Origin of the sequence: Yersinia artesiana (assembly GCF_902726545.1) — a bacterium.
Taxonomy (GTDB): domain Bacteria; phylum Pseudomonadota; class Gammaproteobacteria; order Enterobacterales; family Enterobacteriaceae; genus Yersinia; species Yersinia artesiana.
This window is the reverse complement of record NZ_CACVAD010000020.1, coordinates 14734-32272: the sequence shown is the minus strand read 5'-3', so window position 1 is coordinate 32272 and position 17539 is coordinate 14734. Positions and strand designations below refer to the sequence as shown.

Sequence of the window (17539 nt, the reverse complement as noted above, 5' to 3'; positions counted from 1 at the left end):
CACCAATTAATTTGGGGAAACCCTTCTTACTTGGCGCTGCTGCGTTGTTAGCGGAGATAAGCTTATAACGTTACGCGCTCAGGGCTGCAAGGATCTCGGTGCTGCTACGTACGCGAGAGATACGCGGGAAGATATTTTTCATTGCGAATTGCTGCATTTCGCTGCTGGCAGTACTGCAACCATCTTCTGCAATCACTAACTCATAACCGTGCTCCCAGGCGGCGCGGGCGGTGGATTCAACACCAATATTGGTGGCAATTCCCGCCAGCACGATGGTTTTGATCCCGCGGCGACGCAGTTGTAAATCTAAATCGGTACCGTAAAACGCCCCCCACTGGTGTTTTATCACTTTGATATCGCTATCTGTAACTGCAAGCTCTGACGGGAAAGTCCACCATGACTCAGGTAAACCACCGGCCGGACTTGGACTGGGTTGATCGACCGGTTGTTTCAGCGCCTCAGCAAATGAATCTGACCAACCCACGCGCACGAAAACCACAGGCGCACCGAGCTTACGAAAGCGTTCTGCCAGGCCTGCATTGGTCGCGACGACCTGTTCTGCACTGTAAGGGGCTTTGGCAAAGGGTAAAATCCCCTGTTGCAAATCAATCAGCACCAATGCGGTGGTTTTTGCATCAAGTTTCATGGTGTTATACCTCGATATGATTGGAGAAATTCTGGACGGTAGACTTAATCTGCTGACCAGTTTATGCCAACATATGTTATCGGGACGTCCTTGTGAGGAGATAATTTTGTTAAATGATGTGTTAAAACAGCACTGAAAGAGGTTTTGTCGTGCCTGAGCTGTGCGTTCGCTCTTATCTACGCCACGAATTTCCTTTATAATGACCCCCTTTTTTCAACACTCTTTAATCCAAAATACCTATACATATATGCCTATATACGAATATGCGTGTAGCGCTTGCAACCATCGATTAGAGAAATTGCAGAAATTTTCCGACGCGCCACTGACTCAATGTCCTGCGTGTCATCAGCCCGCGTTAGCGAAACTTATCTCTGCGGCCGGCTTTCAATTGAAAGGCACCGGTTGGTATGCGACAGATTTCAAGCCGGGCAGTAACAGCAAACCAGATAATAAGAGTAAACCAGACAGTAGTAGCTGAGGCTCATAAGAGCTAATCAGAAAATAGCCGCACGGACAGTGCATAACGCGTGCGGCATCGGCTGAGTAAAAGGATATTGTATGCGTACTGAGTATTGTGGGCAGTTGAATCTGTCCCATGTTGGCCAGGAAGTGACACTTTGTGGTTGGGTTAACCGTCGTCGTGATCTCGGTGGCCTGATTTTTATTGATATGCGCGACCGCGAAGGCATTGTTCAGGTATTCTTCGATCCCGATCATAAAGCCGCTTACGAGCAAGCTTCTGAACTGCGTAATGAGTTCTGTATCCAGATTACCGGTACTGTGCGTGCACGTCCTGATAGCCAAATCAATAAAGATATGTCGACCGGTGAAGTGGAAATCTTTGCCAATACACTGAATATCATTAACCGTTCTGAGCCGTTGCCACTGGACTCTAATCAGACCAACAGCGAAGAACAACGCCTGAAATATCGCTATCTGGATTTGCGTCGCCCTGAGATGGCTGATCGTTTGAAAACGCGCGCTAAAATTACCAGCTTTGTGCGCCGCTTTATGGACAGCCACGGTTTCCTGGATATTGAAACCCCGATGCTGACCAAAGCGACTCCGGAAGGTGCGCGTGACTATCTGGTGCCAAGCCGCGTCCATAAAGGCAAGTTCTATGCACTGCCGCAGTCTCCGCAGCTGTTCAAACAACTGCTGATGATGTCTGGTTTTGATCGCTACTATCAAATTGTAAAATGCTTCCGTGATGAAGATTTACGTGCTGACCGTCAGCCAGAATTTACTCAGATCGATGTTGAAACCTCTTTCATGACCGCCGATCAGGTGCGTGAAGTGATGGAGAAATTGGTGCGTGAATTATGGCAGGAAACCAAAGGTGTCGATCTCGGTGATTTCCCGGTGATGACCTTTGCCGAAGCTATGCGTCGCTATGGTTCTGATAAGCCGGATCTGCGCAACCCAATGGAATTGGTCGATGTCGCTGATTTAGTTAAAGATGTTGAGTTTAAAGTCTTCTCCGGCCCAGCCAATGATGCCAAAGGCCGTGTCGCAGCATTGCGGGTACCGGGTGGTGCACAGGTCACGCGTAAGCAAATTGACGAATACGCTCAATTTGTCAGCATCTATGGCGCGAAAGGTTTGGCATGGTTGAAAGTGAATGACCGTGCCGCAGGTCTTGAGGGGGTACAAAGCCCAATCGCGAAGTTCCTCAGTGCGGACGTGTTGGAAGCCATTCTGGCCCGCACTCAGGCTGAAAGCGGCGATATTCTGTTCTTTGGTGCTGACAGCTATAAAGTGGTGACTGATGCCATGGGCGCATTGCGTCTCAAAGTCGGCCGTGACCTGGCATTGACCAAACTGGATTCATGGGCGCCGCTGTGGGTCGTTGACTTCCCGATGTTTGAAGACGATAGCGAAGGCGGTTTAACCGCTATGCACCATCCGTTCACTGCGCCTAAAGACATGAGTCCGGAACAATTGGCTGCGGCACCGACCACCGCTATTGCCAATGCTTACGATATGGTGATTAACGGCTACGAAGTGGGTGGCGGTTCAGTGCGTATTCACCGCACTGAAATGCAGCAACAAGTGTTTGGTATTCTGGGTATCAATGAAGAAGAACAGCGTGAGAAGTTTGGCTTCCTGCTGGATGCATTGAAATTCGGCACTCCACCACATGCGGGCCTGGCTTTTGGTTTGGATCGTCTGGTTATGCTGTTGACCGGCACTGATAACATTCGTGATGTTATTGCCTTCCCGAAAACCACGGCTGCGGCTTGTCTGATGACTGATGCGCCAAGTTTTGCCAATCCTGCTTCACTGCAAGAGCTGTCTATCAGCGTGGTAGCGAAGAAAGGGGCCACTGATAGCGCCGCAGAAGAGAATCAGTAATGAATTATAAACGGCCCGAATCCATACTGGCGGTGATCTACGCCAGAAACAGTGGCCGGGTGTTGATGTTACAACGGCGTGATGATCCTGATTTTTGGCAGTCGGTCACCGGCAGTCTGGAAGGTGATGAAACGCCGTTGGAAACCGCCCAGCGCGAAGTAAAGGAAGAAGTCGGCATTGATATACTGGGTGAAAATCTGGAGCTGTTCGACTGCCAGCGCTGTGTGGAATTTGAACTCTTTGTGCATTTGCGCCGTCGCTATGCGCCGGGTGTTACGCGCAATAAAGAACATTGGTTCTGTTTGGCGTTACCCGAAGAGCGGGATGTTGAGATTACCGAACATCTTGCTTACCAGTGGTTAGATGCTGCGGATGCCGCAGCATTAACCAAGTCCTGGAGCAATCAGCAAGCGATTGAAGAGTACGTTCTTTATTCAGTCTAATTAGGCTATTTTGGAGATACTTATTTATGGCAGGTCATAGTAAATGGGCCAACACAAAACACCGCAAAGCGGCACAGGATGCCAAGCGCGGTAAGATTTTCACTAAAATTATTCGTGAATTGGTGACTGCTGCACGTCTGGGCGGTGGTGATCCTGGTGCGAACCCACGGTTACGTGCGGCTATCGATAAAGCGCTGTCAAATAATATGACACGCGACACCCTGAACCGCGCCATTGCCCGTGGTGTGGGGGGTGATGAAGATAACAATATGGAAACCATCATTTACGAAGGCTATGGCCCAGGCGGCACTGCCGTAATGGTTGAATGCTTAAGTGATAACCGTAACCGTACCGTATCTGAAGTTCGCCATGCATTTACCAAAACCGGTGGTAATTTGGGGACTGATGGTTCGGTTTCTTATCTATTCACCAAAAAAGGTGTTATCTCCTACGCACCGGGTTTGGATGAAGATACGGTGATGGATGCAGCGCTGGAAGCGGGTGCTGATGATATCGTGGTCTATGATGATGGTGCTATTGATGTGTTTACTGCCTGGGAATCTCTCGGCGCGGTGAAAGATGCATTGGATGCTACCGGTCTGGTTGCCGAAGGCGCTGAAGTCTCTCTTATTCCATCAACCAAAGCCGAACTTGATGCTGAAACTGCACCAAAACTGCTGCGTCTGATTGATATGCTGGAAGACTCAGATGATGTACAAGAGGTTTATCACAATGGTGAAATCTCTGATGAAGTGGCAGCAACACTGTAACTCAGTGTTTATTTTGCTAGTTAGCTCTATTTTAATACCCTAAATACTGGCCACATTTTGTGGCCGGTGCATGACATTAGAAGCACTGAACAAGGTGAATAAACTGGTATGGCGATCGTATTAGGCATCGACCCCGGTTCTCGTGTCACCGGTTATGGCGTAATTCGCCAACAAGGTCGTCAGCTCACCTATCTGGGCAGTGGCTGCATCCGCACTGTCGTTGATGATATGCCTACTCGCCTGAAGTTGATTTATGCAGGTGTCACTGAAATTATCACTCAGTTCCAACCCGATTTTTTTGCAATCGAACAAGTGTTTATGGCGAAAAACCCGGATTCGGCCTTAAAGCTGGGGCAGGCGCGAGGAGCGGCGATTGTTGCGGCGGTGAACCTGAATTTGCCAGTTTCCGAATATGCTGCTCGCCAGGTTAAACAGACCGTGGTAGGCACGGGTGCGGCGGAAAAAAGCCAGGTTCAGCACATGGTGCGCTCACTGTTGAAGCTTCCTGCGAACCCTCAGGCTGATGCCGCAGATGCGCTTGCCATCGCCATAACCCATTGCCATCTTAGTCAAAATACCCTGCGTTTGGGCAATGACCAAATGATGCTGGCGCGCGGGAGGCTTCGCTGACGGGTATTTTAATGCGAGCAGGTTAACTGTTATTGTAGGCTGGATATCCATCCAGCCTTTTTTATGCTATAAACAGCCATTATGTTTATACCCGAATGTGGGTAAACGAGGAGAGAGTCAACGTGATAGGGCGCCTCAGAGGTATCATTCTGGAAAAACAGCCACCCCTGGTGCTGCTGGAAACAAACGGTGTTGGTTATGAAGTCCAACTGCCTATGACCTGTTTTTATGAGCTGCCAGACGTGGGGCAGGAAGCCATTATCTTTACTCAGTTTGTGGTGCGCGAAGATGCTCAACTGCTATACGGTTTTAATGATAAGCAGGAACGAGCACTGTTTCGTGAATTGATAAAAGTGAATGGTGTGGGGCCAAAACTGGCACTGGCCATTCTTTCCGGCATGTCAGCGCAGCAGTTTGTGGCTGCGGTTGAACGCGAAGATATCACCACTCTGGTGAAATTACCGGGGGTCGGCAAGAAGACCGCTGAGCGGTTAGTGGTTGAAATGAAAGACCGCTTTAAAGGCCTCAATGGTGACTTGTTCAACAATACCGGTGATATTCAATTGCCTGCCAGCAATTCGTCACAAATTTCAGATGCCGATATCGAAGCGGAAGCCGCTTCTGCGCTGGTGGCTTTGGGCTATAAACCGCAAGAAGCCAGCCGTTTGGTGAGTAAAATAGCTAAACCGGGTGCCGATTGTGAAACCCTGATCCGTGATGCTTTGCGTGCTGCGTTATAGGTAGAGGTAGATAATGATTGAAGCAGACCGCCTGATCTCTGCGGGTGTTATCAGTGATGAAGAGAGTATTGACAGGGCTATTCGCCCGAAACTATTGGCTGAATATGTCGGGCAACCCCATGTCCGTGAGCAAATGGAAATCTTCATTCAGGCGGCAAAACAGCGCGGTGATGCGTTGGATCATGTGCTGATATTTGGCCCTCCAGGTCTGGGTAAAACGACATTGGCCAATATTGTGGCTAATGAAATGGGGGTTAATTTGCGCACCACTTCCGGCCCGGTGTTGGAAAAAGCGGGTGATTTAGCCGCTATGTTGACTAACCTTGAGCCACATGATGTGTTGTTTATTGATGAGATTCACCGATTATCTCCAGTGGTAGAGGAAATTCTCTACCCGGCAATGGAAGATTATCAACTGGATATCATGATTGGCGAAGGCCCGGCTGCGCGTTCCATCAAACTCGACCTACCGCCTTTTACCTTAATTGGTGCGACTACGCGAGCCGGTTCACTGACTTCTCCATTGCGTGACCGCTTTGGTATTGTACAGCGGCTTGAGTTCTATCAAGTTGCTGATTTAGAACATATTGTTTCACGCAGCGCCAAGTGTCTGGGGCTTGAATTGACCCCAGAAGGCGCGCACCAGTTGGCACGCCGCTCCAGAGGAACACCGCGTATCACCAACCGTTTGTTACGCCGGGTGCGTGACTTCGCTGAGGTGAGGGCCGATGGAGCTATCAATGGCGATGTGGCGATGAAAGCGCTGGATATGCTGAATGTTGATGCTGAAGGATTCGATTTTATGGACCGAAAACTTTTGCTGGCGGTCATCGATAAGTTTATGGGTGGCCCGGTGGGGTTAGATAACCTCGCCGCGGCAATTGGTGAAGAGCGGGAAACCATTGAAGATGTTCTGGAGCCGTACTTAATCCAACAAGGTTTTATTCAGCGTACTCCGCGCGGGCGGATTGCTACCAATCATGCTTATAAACATTTTGGTATCACCCGCGAAGAGTAAACCTCTTTGATGCAGGGCTGCGCTGATGCCAGTCCTGATCGCGCTATTCTCAGGCGAAGGTTTTCTCGTGGTTGATGTATTAATCATTCGGTTAAGCCATGGGATAAGTAGTGCCATAACCAACGCAGCAAAAGCACCAAATTAGGAATCTGCATAATCAATATATTGCTCATTGTTTTGAATGCTAAGCAGGGTATTACACTGCCTATTTCTTGTATTTGTGGTTCACTAATTAAAATATAAAAAACAGAATTGATGGTTATGGAAAGTGATGGGCAAATAGGAGAAAGAGTTAAGAATGGGGTTTATTAATATAAACCCCACCAGACTGCTGACAAACATTGATAACTCGATCTTGCAAGGTGAAGGCAGGTAGAAGAGTAAAGCGTCCGCGCCAGGGATGGCGCGGTTCGAACCCCCAGGGAAGGGTTTACGGCGTCTTTACGATCTGCCTGTTTTCACCGTTACGAGCACTTTTTCATTAACCTCATGGGGTTTATCAATAAAACCCCACTTAACAATTATTACCCGCGCGCTTTTTGCGACAGGCTTAAGATAAACATCACTGCGGCACACAACACGACTGACGGGCCAGCCGGGGTATCATAAAAAGCAGAGAAGGTTAAGCCACCGGTCACGGCAACAATACCAATACCAATGGCAATACCGGCCATCTGTTCTGGCGTGCGGGCAAAACGGCGCGCGGCGGCGGCAGGAATGATCAGCAAGGATGTAATAATCAGTGCGCCAACAAACTTCATCGACAAGCCAATAGTCAGTGCGGTCACCAGCATCAGCAGCATCCGGACGCGTTCTAAATTAACACCGTCCACATGAGCCAGTTCCGGGCTGATAGTCATTGATAGCAACGCCCGCCATTGCCAGCACAATATCCCGAGCACCACCACCACTCCTGCGGCTATCAACCAGATATCACTTAATGTAACTGAAAGCAGGTCGCCAAACAGATAAGCCATTAAGTCGACCCGCACATTATGCATCAGGCTAACCACCACTAAGCCCAAAGATAATGCGCTGTGAGCCATAATCCCGAGTAATGTATCGACGGCCAGTTGTGGACGGCGTTCCAACCACACCAGAATCAGGGCCAGCAACATGGTCATCACGATGACTGCATAAAATGGATTTACATTGAGCAGTAAACCGAATGCAACACCGAGTAATGATGCATGCGCTAAGGTATCGCCAAAATAGGACATCCGCCGCCAGACTACAAATGACCCCAGAGGGCCAGCCGCGGTTGCCAACAACACACCGGCTAGCCAGCCGGGTAACAATAATTCAATCATGCGCCACGGCTCCCACTGTTTTTCAAAATAATCTTTCCGTGCAAATCATGACGATGATTATGGTGATGACGATAAACCGCTAACTGCTCAGCGCCACGCTGACCAAACATGGCGATAAACTCAGGATGCGTTGAGACTACCTCTGGCGCGCCGGAGCAGCAAATATGCTGGTTGAGACATAATACTTCATCGGTTTTAGCCATCACTAAATGTAGGTCATGGGACACCATCAGGACGGCACAACCGAGCTCTCGACGTAATTGTTCAATCAAGTCATACAACGCGAGTTGTCCATTAACATCAACACCTTGCGTTGGTTCATCTAACACCAGCAACTGTGGGCGATTCAGTAATGCGCGAGCTAATAGCACCCGCTGGTTCTCACCACCGGAGAGTTTTTGCATCGGCTGATCTAATAGATGAGCAGCATGCACCCGCTTAAGTGCTGGCAAGATATCTGCTTTTTTGACGCCGGGTTTTAGCCGCATAAAACGGCTCACTGTCAGTGGCAACGTGGTATCCAGATGGAGCTTTTGCGGCACATAGCCGATGCGCAAACCCGGATCACGAATAATCGAGCCGCTGGTGGGCGCAATCAGCCCTAACACCACGCGCACCAAGGTTGATTTGCCCGCGCCATTTGGCCCAAGCAGAGTAAGAATTCTTCCCGGACGCAGCGAAAGGGAAATATCATTGAGCACCCGCCGACTACCAAAAGTGACGGATATCTTATTTAGAGTTACCAGTGTGGACATTATGATTACGTTTGCAGAACCGATTGAATGTTATAATATTACGCTTAACCCATCAAAACGTCGAGAATTCGTATTATGTTACACAAAAATAAATGGCTAAAGCGCGCAATGTTGGCCAGTGCCATATTAATGGCTAATCCATTTAATATTGCCTCTGCTGCGGTCGTTACATCAGTGCGACCGCTGGGTTTTATTGCCTCAGCCATTGCTGATGGCGTATTGCCGACAGAGGTATTACTGCCCGATGGTGCATCACCGCACGATTATGCCCTGCGCCCATCAGATGTCCAGCGGTTACGCAGCGCTGACCTGGTTATTTGGGTTGGGCCAGAAATGGAAGCGTTTTTATCGAAACCTTTAACTCAAGTTGCTGATAATAAGCAGATAGCACTGGCGCAGTTACCTTCAGTCATGCCTTTATTGATGAAAGGTAACGAAAATGATGAACATGAAGGGGAAGGCGATGGGCATGACCATGATCATGCTAAAGATAATCAGCATGATGAGCATCACCACGGCGAATATAATATGCATATTTGGTTGTCCCCAACCATCGCCAAACAATCTGCAATTGCTATTCACGACAGATTATTGGAACTTATGCCACAAAATAAGGACAAATTAGATGCAAACCTGCGCCGATTCGAGGATCAACTAGCGCAAAATGAAAAAAATATTGCTACTATGCTAAAGCCTGCCCAAGGGAAAGGATATTTCGTTTTTCATGATGCTTATGGCTACTTTGAAAAACACTTTGGCTTGAGCCCGTTAGGGCATTTTACAGTCAATCCTGAAATTCAACCTGGTGCGCAGCGTTTACATCAAATTCGAACACAGTTGGTTGAGCATAAAGCGGTATGCGTTTTTGCTGAGCCACAATTCAGGCCGGCCGTCATTAATGCTGTCGCCAAAGGAACAGACGTGCGTTCAGGCACCTTAGATCCTTTGGGGAGTGGCATAGTATTAGGCAAGGACAGCTATGTGAACTTTATGTCTCAGTTGTCGAACCAATACGTGAGCTGCCTGAAGTAAGATTAAAAGGATACTCATAAGTGCAGCAGATAGTCCGAACTATCACCTTGGCGTATAACAATCTCCCACGCCCCCACCGTATCATGCTGGGGTCGTTGACTGTAATGACATTGGCCGTCGCTGTTTGGCGGCCTTTTGTTTATCATCCGGAGCATGAGCCAATCGCCAAAAGCGTGGTATTAGATACCAGCCAAACTCGTATTTTATTGCCTGAAGCCAGTGAACCCATTGATCAGCCGACCCCTGATGATGAAATCCCACAAGATGAATTAGATGCTAAAGATGTCAGTGAAACTGGTGTCCACGAGTATGTCGTCTCAACCGGGGATACTCTTGGCAGCATTCTTACTCAATATGGCATCGATATTTCCGATGTTTCTCTGCTGGCAACCCAAAACCGCGATTTGCGTAATCTGAAGATCGGGCAACAAATCTCCTGGACCGTCAATGATACCGGTGATTTGCAGCGCCTGACCTGGGAAGTTTCTCGTCGAGAAACCCGTACCTATGACCGCGTAGGCAATAATTTCAAAGAAACAAAAGAGTTACAGAAAGGCGACTGGACCAATACCGTTCTTACTGGTCGGCTTGATGGTAGTTTTGTTACCAGCGCCAGAAAGGCCGGTTTGACGGCTGCTGAGATTCGCGCGGTGACGAAAGCATTACAATGGCAGTTAGATTTCGCCAAGCTGCGCAAAGGTGATCAGTTCTCGGTGTTGATGTCTCGTGAAATACTTGATGGTCGCAGTGAGCAAAGTCAATTGGTCGGGGTGCGTATGCGCTCAGGTGGTAAGGATTATTACGCTATCCGTGCCGAAGACGGTAAATTCTATGACCGCCAGGGTTCTGGCCTGGCGCGTGGTTTTATGCGTTTCCCCACTATGAAACAATTCCGTGTTTCATCTAACTTCAATCCGCGTCGAATCAACCCGGTAACAGGGCGTATCGCACCACACAAAGGGGTGGATTTTGCAATGCCAGTTGGCACACCGGTGCTGGCAGTGGGTGATGGTGAAGTGGTTATTGCTAAACGCAGTGGGGCGGCGGGGAATTATGTTGCTATCCGTCATGGCCGTCAGTACACCACCCGTTATATGCATTTGAAGAAGCTACTGGTGAAACCCGGTCAAAAAGTGAAACGTGGTGATCGCATCGCATTGTCAGGTAACACCGGCCGTTCCACTGGCCCGCATCTGCATTATGAATTTTGGATGAACCAGCAAGCTGTGAACCCATTGACCGCCAAGTTACCGCGTTCAGAAGGGTTGAGTGGTAAAGATCGCAGCGACTATCTGGCTGTTGCTAAACAGGTCATTCCGCAGTTGCAACTGGATTAATCGCCCGCCGGTAGCGATGGGCTACCGGCGCGGTTCTACCCAGCGTTATATTATTAGCTCACCGCCAATTCCAAGAGTTCCCCATGCATAAAGAGAAAAACGACGCAGCTGGTTTTATTCCGGTATTCAAAAAATCCTTCCTACATCCTCGTTTTTGGGGAGTGTGGTTAGGTGCGGGGGCCATGGCCGCGATGGCTTATGTCCCCCCGAAATTCCGTGATCCGCTATTGGCCGGGGTGGGGCGTCTTGCCGGTAAATTGGCTAAAAGTGCCCGTCGCCGGGCCCGCATTAACCTGCTTTATTGTATGCCAGAGCTGCCGGAAGCAGAGCGCGAACATATTATTGATCAAATGTTTGCGACCGCAGCACAACCTTTAATGATGATGGCGGAACTGTGTTTCCGCGATCCTAAGAAAGTGCTGACGCGTGTTCATTGGCATGGGCTGGATATTTTAGACGGGCTGCAACAACAGGAGCGCAATGTTATTTTGTTGGTGCCCCATGCCTGGTCGATAGATATTCCAGCCATGTTATTAGCTGAGCAAGGCAAGCCAGTGGCGGGTATGTTCCATCATCAACGTAATCCGGTCGTCGATTATTTATGGAACAGCGCGCGCTTGCGGTTTGGTGGTCGTATCCATGCGCGTGAGAGTGGTATTAAGCCTTTTATCGGCTCCGTGCGTCAGGGATTCTGGGGGTATTACTTGCCCGATGAGGACTACGGCCCTGAGCAAAGTGAGTTTGTTGATTTCTTCGCGACTTATAAGGCCACACTACCGGCAGTAGGCCGGTTGATGAAGGTTTGCCGTGCGGCGATCGTTCCAATGTTCCCTGTCTACAATTATCGTGAACACCGCCTTGATATCTATATTCGTCCACCAATGGATGATTTGGCAGATGCAGACGATGCTTATATTGCGCGCCGTATGAATGAAGAAGTTGAACTGCTGGTTAAGCCGAATCCAGAGCAATACACCTGGATTTTAAAATTGCTGAAAACCCGCAAAGAAGGTGAAATAGAACCTTATGTCCGCAAAGACTTGTAACGCTTAGCGCAGTTGCAGCGCTGGAATTAATGAGTAAACATAAAAAAACCCGCTGGCTGTCAGCGGGTTTTTGCTTTTCTTTTACTACCAAGTCATATTACTCAACACGCAGAATACGGCTGGTATTGGTCGTGCCGATCGTCCCCATGACATCACCCTGAGTGACAATAACCAGATCGCCGGAAAGCAGGTAACCTTTGTCTCTCAAGCGGTTAACCGCTTCAGTTGCCGCAAGAACACCGTCAGTGTGAGTATCGCAGAACACCGGCGTGACACCACGGTAGATGGCAGTCAGGTTCAAAGTATGTTCATGACGTGACATGGCAAAAATCGGTAAACCTGAACTGATACGGGACATCATCAATGCAGTGCGCCCTGATTCGGTCATGGCGATAATCGCAGTGATACCTTTCAGATGGTTTGCCGCATACATGGTCGACATCGCAATAGCTTCTTCGACATTATCGAATTGCATATCCAGGCGATGTTTTGACACATTAATACTGGGGATTTTTTCTGCACCCAGACAAACTTTTGCCATCGCAGCAACGGTTTCAGCCGGATACTGACCTGCGGCAGTTTCCGCCGACAACATCACCGCATCGGTACCATCCAACACTGCGTTAGCCACGTCCATCACTTCAGCACGGGTTGGCATTGGGTTGGTTATCATCGACTCCATCATCTGAGTCGCAGTGATCACCGCACGGTTCAGTTGGCGAGCGCGGCGGATCAGTTTTTTCTGAATACCCACCAACTCAGGGTCACCAATTTCAACGCCCAAATCACCACGAGCTACCATCACCACATCAGAGGCCAGAATGATATCATCCATCGCTTCATCGGTAGCAACGGCTTCTGCACGTTCTACTTTAGCGACGATCTTAGCATTACACCCTGCATCACGGGCCAGACGACGAGCATAGTTCAAATCTTCGCCGGTACGAGGGAAGGAGACGGCCAGGAAGTCAACGCCAATCTTGGCCGCTGTAATGATATCGGCTTTATCTTTTTCAGTTAATGCTTCGGCCGATAGACCGCCACCTAACTTGTTAATCCCTTTGTTATTAGAGAGCGGGCCGCCGACGGTGACTTCAGTAAAGACTTTCATGCCCTGAACTTCAATCACCTTCAACTGCACACGGCCATCGTCTAGCAACAAGATATCACCGGGAACCACATCAGCAGGTAACCCTTTATAATCGATACCCACTTTTTCCCTGTCGCCTTCACCTTTGGCCATGTTGGCGTCTAGCAGGAATTTATCGCCAATATTAAGGAATACTTTGCCTTCCTTAAAGGTTGATACACGGATTTTAGGACCTTGTAGATCGCCAAGAATCGCTACATGCCGGCCCAGTTTGGCGGCGATTTCACGGACTTTATTGGCCCGTAATTCATGATCTTCAGCGCTACCATGGGAAAAATTCAGGCGGACTACGTTAGCACCAGCAGCAATAACCTTTTCCAGATTATTGTCGCGGTCGGTAGCCGGCCCCAGTGTAGTAACAATTTTGGTCCTTCTAAGCCGTCTGGACATCTCTTACTCCGTTGACTGGTGAAGCATGGTGTTGTTAAAACAGCGGATAATAAATCCGATAGTAAAATATACTCAAACTATCTTAACTTATCGGCTCAGATAATATTTACCGGAGCCATGGTGAAAATTATGTGCCAATAATATGTCAGATTACCATTTCAGAAGCTGCGCTAGCACAAAACAAAGTGAGTTTGCATTCTGCGTGTGGCTTCTGGCATGTTACTCACCACTATTGACTCGCGGTGAGTTTTTATCGAAACGGGATTCTTTCAATGCATCTTTGACCCGTTTTAGGTTATCTCTGAATTTCGCACCGCGACGCAGCGTGAATCCGGTGGCTAACACATCAATTAACGTTAATTGAGCTATGCGCGACACCATTGGCATGTACATATCAGTATCTTCTGGCACATCCAACAACAGCGGTAGTGTTGCTTCATTAGCCAGCGGGGTATCACGCGAGGTAATGGCAATCACGGTGGCATCGTTTTCACGAGCCAAATGCGCCAACTCTACCAGGCTTTTTGTTCGCCCAGTGTGAGATATCAATACCACGACATCACCCTCATTGGAATTCATGCAACTCATGCGTTGCATGACAATATCATCGAAATAGATCACCGGGATATTGAAGCGGAAAAATTTATTCATGGCATCATGAGCCACGGCAGCGGATGCGCCCAGGCCGAAGAAAGAAATCTTCTTCGCTTGTGTCAATAAATCGACAGCTCGATTAATGGCTGCAATATCTAAATTATTCTTCACCATATCCAAACTGGCCATGGTCGATTCGAATATTTTCCCCGTGTAAGCGGCTACACTATCATCCTCTTCAACATTTCGGTTCACATAAGGTGTGCCATTAGCCAGACTTTGTGCCAAATGAAGTTTAAAATCAGGAAAACCTTTGGTGTCTAACCGACGGCAAAAACGGTTTACCGTGGGCTCGCTGACGTTCGCCAATTTGGCGAGAGTGGCGATACTTGAGTGGATGGCAGTTTGTGGGGAAGCGAGGATCACCTCGGCAACTTTCCGTTCCGATTTGCTCAGGAGGTCCAGATTATTTTGGATATTTTCCAGCGTATTCATATATCGAGAATCACCCATGGGTTTTACCGATTTCATTTAAAGGAGAAATCTATGCCGGTTTAATGAAAATATACTACGAGCTGGGACCCGTTGGCAGAGGCATCTGGTAAGAAGTGACTCTTTTTCACCAGAATATGACCTGTGTCTAATTTTCATAATGGTAAATGGTTGTCAGAAACGTCATAAAATTACATTTTAAAGTTGCACCGCCTGATTTGACGCGGCTTGCCACTCTATCGCGTGTTTTTTGACCTTTTTTGACCCACTTTTATCTGGGTTTACTGGCTATAGTCAAAGAGAGTACATTAGTAATGTAAGAAAATTACAAATATCCTGCAACGAGGAGAATAACATGGCGGTAACTAATACAGCCCAGGCAGCCCAGGCGTGTGATCTGGTGATTTTCGGCGCTAAGGGAGACTTGGCTCGCCGGAAACTGTTGCCTTCCCTTTACCAATTAGAGAAAGCGGGTCACATCCACCCTGAAACTCGGATTATCGGCGTAGGCCGTGCCGATTGGGATAAAGACGCGTACACAGCCGTGGTAAAGGAAGCCCTCGATACCTTTATGAAAGAGAAGCTGGATGATGAATTGTGGCAAAAACTCAGTTCTCGTCTCGACTTCTGTAATTTAGATGTTAATGACAGCAAACACTTTGCCAAATTGGGCAAAATGTTGGATCAAAAAAACCGCATAACGATCAATTACTTTGCTATGCCACCTAATACTTTTGGTGCAATCTGCAAAGGCTTGGGCGAGGCAGGGCTGAATAAAGAGCCAGCGCGGGTGGTAATGGAAAAACCACTGGGGAAAGATTTAGCCTCCTCAAGGGTGATTAACGATCAGGTTGCCGAATACTTCAACGAGTGTCAGGTTTACCGTATTGACCATTATTTAGGTAAAGAGACAGTATTGAATCTGTTGGCTCTGCGTTTTGCCAACTCGCTGTTTGCGTCAAACTGGGATAACCGCACGATTGACCATGTGCAGATAACTGTCGCTGAGGAAGTGGGGATTGAAGGGCGTTGGGGCTATTTTGATCAGGCCGGCCAAATGCGCGACATGATTCAAAACCATTTGCTGCAAATTCTGACCATGATTGCCATGTCACCGCCAGCCGATTTGAGCACTGACCGTATCCGTGATGAAAAAGTGAAAGTGCTGCGCTCTTTGCGCCGTATCGATCACACCAATGTGCGCGAAACCACGGTGCGTGGTCAGTATACCGCTGGATTTGTGCAAGGTAATAAAGTGCCGGGCTATCTGGAAGAAGAGGGCGCTAATAAGAGCAGCAATACCGAGACGTTCGTGTCTATTCGTGTCGATATTGATGACTGGCGCTGGGCCGGTGTGCCGTTCTATCTGAGAACCGGTAAACGCCTGCCGACCAAATGTTCTGAAGTGGTGGTGTACTTTAAAAACCCTGCGCTGAACCTGTTCCGTGAATCTTATCAGCAACTGCCACAAAATAAGCTGACCATTCGTCTGCAACCGGATGAAGGCATCGAAATTGAAGTGCTGAATAAAGTGCCAGGTCTGGAGCACAAGCACCGCTTACAAACCACCAAACTTGACCTTAGCTTTACTAAAACATTTAACGAACAGCATATGGCTGATGCTTACGAACGGCTGCTGTTGGAGACGATGCGCGGTATTCAGGCACTGTTTGTGCGCCGTGACGAGGTAGAAGAAGCCTGGAAGTGGGTCGATTCCATCATGGATGCATGGGCTGCTGATAATGAGGCTCCTAAGCCTTACCAATCCGGGACATGGGGGCCAGTGGCGTCTGTTGCCATGATCACTCGTGATGGTCGTTCATGGAATGAGTTCGAATAAATATTTAGGTTATGACTATAGCCTAAATAATTAATAATAAAGAGTCGTTAGCCGGCTCGCATTGTGATTCTTTATGGCAGGCAGAAAGCCGGAATGCATGTTCTGCCTGCCATATTTCAACTAACACCTTCGGGTGAGTACATGCCAATCGGCATAAGTGGAGATAACAACTGATGAAAAGCTGGAAAACGAGCGCAGAACAAATCATGACCGCAGGCCCGGTTGTCCCGGTGATCGTGATTAATAAGCTCGAGCAAGCGGTACCATTAGCAAAAGCCCTGGTGGCTGGTGGTGTTCGGGTGCTGGAAGTGACGTTGCGCACCCCTTGTGCTGTTGAGGCTATCCGCGCCATTGCTAAAGAAGTGCCTGAAGCGATAGTTGGCGCGGGGACTGTTCTTAATCCGCAGCAATTGGCTGACGTGGTTGAGGCTGGTGCTCAATTTGCTATTAGCCCGGGGTTGACAGATGAACTTCTCAAAGCAGCGACTGAAGGCTCTATACCGTTGATCCCAGGGATCAGCACGGTTTCAGAACTGATGCTGGGCATGAGTTATGGCCTGCGTGAGTTTAAATTCTTCCCGGCAGAAGCTAACGGCGGCGTGAAAGCCTTGCAAGCCATTGGCGGCCCATTCTCTCAAGTGCGTTTCTGTCCAACTGGCGGTATCACACCGAATAACTATCGTGATTACCTGGCGCTGAAAAGCGTGTTGTGTATCGGCGGGTCATGGTTAGTTCCTGCTGATGCCTTGGAAAAAGGTGACTACGCTCGCATTACTGAATTAGCCAAACAAGCTGTTGCCGGTGCTAGCGCATAAGTTGCTCTAACCTCCTGAACTGATGGGAGATACAGGCATTCGTTGCCAATGATAAAACCTCTGCGATGCAGGGGTTTTGTTTTTTTGGAATCACTAACTTATTATTTTATAATCTCTTTTTATAAACTATTTACCAAATTGATGGTTTGCTTTATAAAATTGACTGTGGTAAAAAT

Annotated in this window: 17 protein-coding genes; 12 read left to right on the top strand and 5 right to left on the bottom strand. The window is 48.4% G+C overall.

Translation table 11 applies throughout. The features are described from left to right. Positions 1–70 precede the first annotated feature (70 nt). Complete coding sequence (locus tag HU019_RS08630; RefSeq protein ID WP_174849386.1) at positions 71–646, bottom strand: hydrolase; 576 nt, start codon at positions 644–646, stop codon at positions 71–73. A 199-nt stretch (positions 647–845) separates the two neighbouring features. Between HU019_RS08630 and HU019_RS08625 the strand changes: the two genes are divergently transcribed. The 7 genes from HU019_RS08625 to ruvB all read left to right on the top strand — a co-directional run bounded on the left by HU019_RS08625 (position 846) and on the right by ruvB (position 6602). Continuing rightward, on the top strand, positions 846–1124 hold the full coding sequence (locus HU019_RS08625) for an FmdB family zinc ribbon protein (RefSeq protein ID WP_320407046.1): 279 nt from the start codon (positions 846–848) through the stop codon (positions 1122–1124). A gap of 80 nt (positions 1125–1204) precedes the next feature. Then, the gene (aspS, locus tag HU019_RS08620; protein ID WP_174849387.1) at positions 1205–3001 is read left to right on the top strand and encodes an aspartate--tRNA ligase; all 1797 of its coding nucleotides are present in this window, start codon (positions 1205–1207) and stop codon (positions 2999–3001) included. Next, complete coding sequence (gene nudB, locus HU019_RS08615; RefSeq protein WP_174849388.1) at positions 3001–3444, top strand: dihydroneopterin triphosphate diphosphatase; 444 nt, start codon at positions 3001–3003, stop codon at positions 3442–3444. The genes aspS and nudB overlap by 1 nt, the downstream gene beginning before the upstream one ends. Positions 3445–3470: 26 nt before the next feature. Next, positions 3471–4214, top strand: coding sequence for a YebC/PmpR family DNA-binding transcriptional regulator (locus HU019_RS08610; RefSeq protein ID WP_174849389.1), 744 nt, complete (start codon positions 3471–3473; stop codon positions 4212–4214). Between the two features lie 108 nt (positions 4215–4322). Then, positions 4323–4844: a crossover junction endodeoxyribonuclease RuvC gene (gene ruvC, locus HU019_RS08605; protein ID WP_174849390.1), complete on the top strand. Its 522-nt coding sequence runs from the start codon at positions 4323–4325 to the stop codon at positions 4842–4844. A gap of 122 nt (positions 4845–4966) precedes the next feature. Beyond that, the gene (gene ruvA / locus HU019_RS08600) at positions 4967–5584 is read left to right on the top strand and encodes a Holliday junction branch migration protein RuvA (RefSeq protein WP_174849391.1); all 618 of its coding nucleotides are present in this window, start codon (positions 4967–4969) and stop codon (positions 5582–5584) included. Positions 5585–5597: 13 nt separating this feature from the next. After that, positions 5598–6602 (top strand): Holliday junction branch migration DNA helicase RuvB, encoded by a 1005-nt coding sequence (gene ruvB / locus HU019_RS08595; RefSeq protein WP_005163065.1) that lies wholly within the window; start codon positions 5598–5600, stop codon positions 6600–6602. 524 nt (positions 6603–7126) lie between these two features. On the opposite strand, the gene znuB is transcribed toward ruvB, so the two are convergent. Next, a complete protein-coding gene (gene znuB / locus HU019_RS08590; protein ID WP_019079627.1) occupies positions 7127–7912 on the bottom strand; it encodes a zinc ABC transporter permease subunit ZnuB in 786 nt (261 codons plus the stop codon). Beyond that, entirely contained in the window at positions 7909–8667 is a 759-nt protein-coding gene (gene znuC / locus HU019_RS08585; protein WP_174849392.1) for a zinc ABC transporter ATP-binding protein ZnuC, read from the bottom strand. Before znuC ends, znuB begins: the two co-directional genes overlap by 4 nt. Before the next feature lie 75 nt (positions 8668–8742). Here znuC and znuA point away from each other — a divergent pair, with 75 nt between their 5' ends. The 3 genes from znuA (at position 8743) to lpxM (ending at position 12082) form a co-directional block, all read left to right on the top strand. Beyond that, on the top strand, positions 8743–9699 hold the full coding sequence (gene znuA / locus HU019_RS08580) for a zinc ABC transporter substrate-binding protein ZnuA (protein ID WP_174849393.1): 957 nt from the start codon (positions 8743–8745) through the stop codon (positions 9697–9699). A gap of 20 nt (positions 9700–9719) precedes the next feature. After that, positions 9720–11036 (top strand): murein DD-endopeptidase MepM, encoded by a 1317-nt coding sequence (gene mepM, locus HU019_RS08575; RefSeq protein ID WP_174849394.1) that lies wholly within the window; start codon positions 9720–9722, stop codon positions 11034–11036. A gap of 83 nt (positions 11037–11119) precedes the next feature. Then, on the top strand, positions 11120–12082 hold the full coding sequence (gene lpxM, locus HU019_RS08570; protein WP_174849395.1) for a lauroyl-Kdo(2)-lipid IV(A) myristoyltransferase: 963 nt from the start codon (positions 11120–11122) through the stop codon (positions 12080–12082). 97 nt (positions 12083–12179) lie between these two features. Here the strand turns inward: lpxM and pyk are convergent, their stop codons facing one another. Both pyk and HU019_RS08560 read right to left on the bottom strand, forming a co-directional pair. Further along, entirely contained in the window at positions 12180–13622 is a 1443-nt protein-coding gene (gene pyk / locus HU019_RS08565; RefSeq protein ID WP_050075484.1) for a pyruvate kinase, read from the bottom strand. Between the two features lie 219 nt (positions 13623–13841). Then, a complete protein-coding gene (locus tag HU019_RS08560) occupies positions 13842–14711 on the bottom strand; it encodes a MurR/RpiR family transcriptional regulator (protein ID WP_174849405.1) in 870 nt (289 codons plus the stop codon). A 352-nt stretch (positions 14712–15063) separates the two neighbouring features. Here HU019_RS08560 and zwf point away from each other — a divergent pair, with 352 nt between their 5' ends. Continuing rightward, complete coding sequence (zwf, locus tag HU019_RS08555) at positions 15064–16548, top strand: glucose-6-phosphate dehydrogenase (RefSeq protein ID WP_174849396.1); 1485 nt, start codon at positions 15064–15066, stop codon at positions 16546–16548. Positions 16549–16721: 173 nt separating this feature from the next. Beyond that, positions 16722–17363: a bifunctional 4-hydroxy-2-oxoglutarate aldolase/2-dehydro-3-deoxy-phosphogluconate aldolase gene (locus tag HU019_RS08550; RefSeq protein WP_174849397.1), complete on the top strand. Its 642-nt coding sequence runs from the start codon at positions 16722–16724 to the stop codon at positions 17361–17363. The last annotated feature ends 176 nt before the right edge of the window (positions 17364–17539 follow it).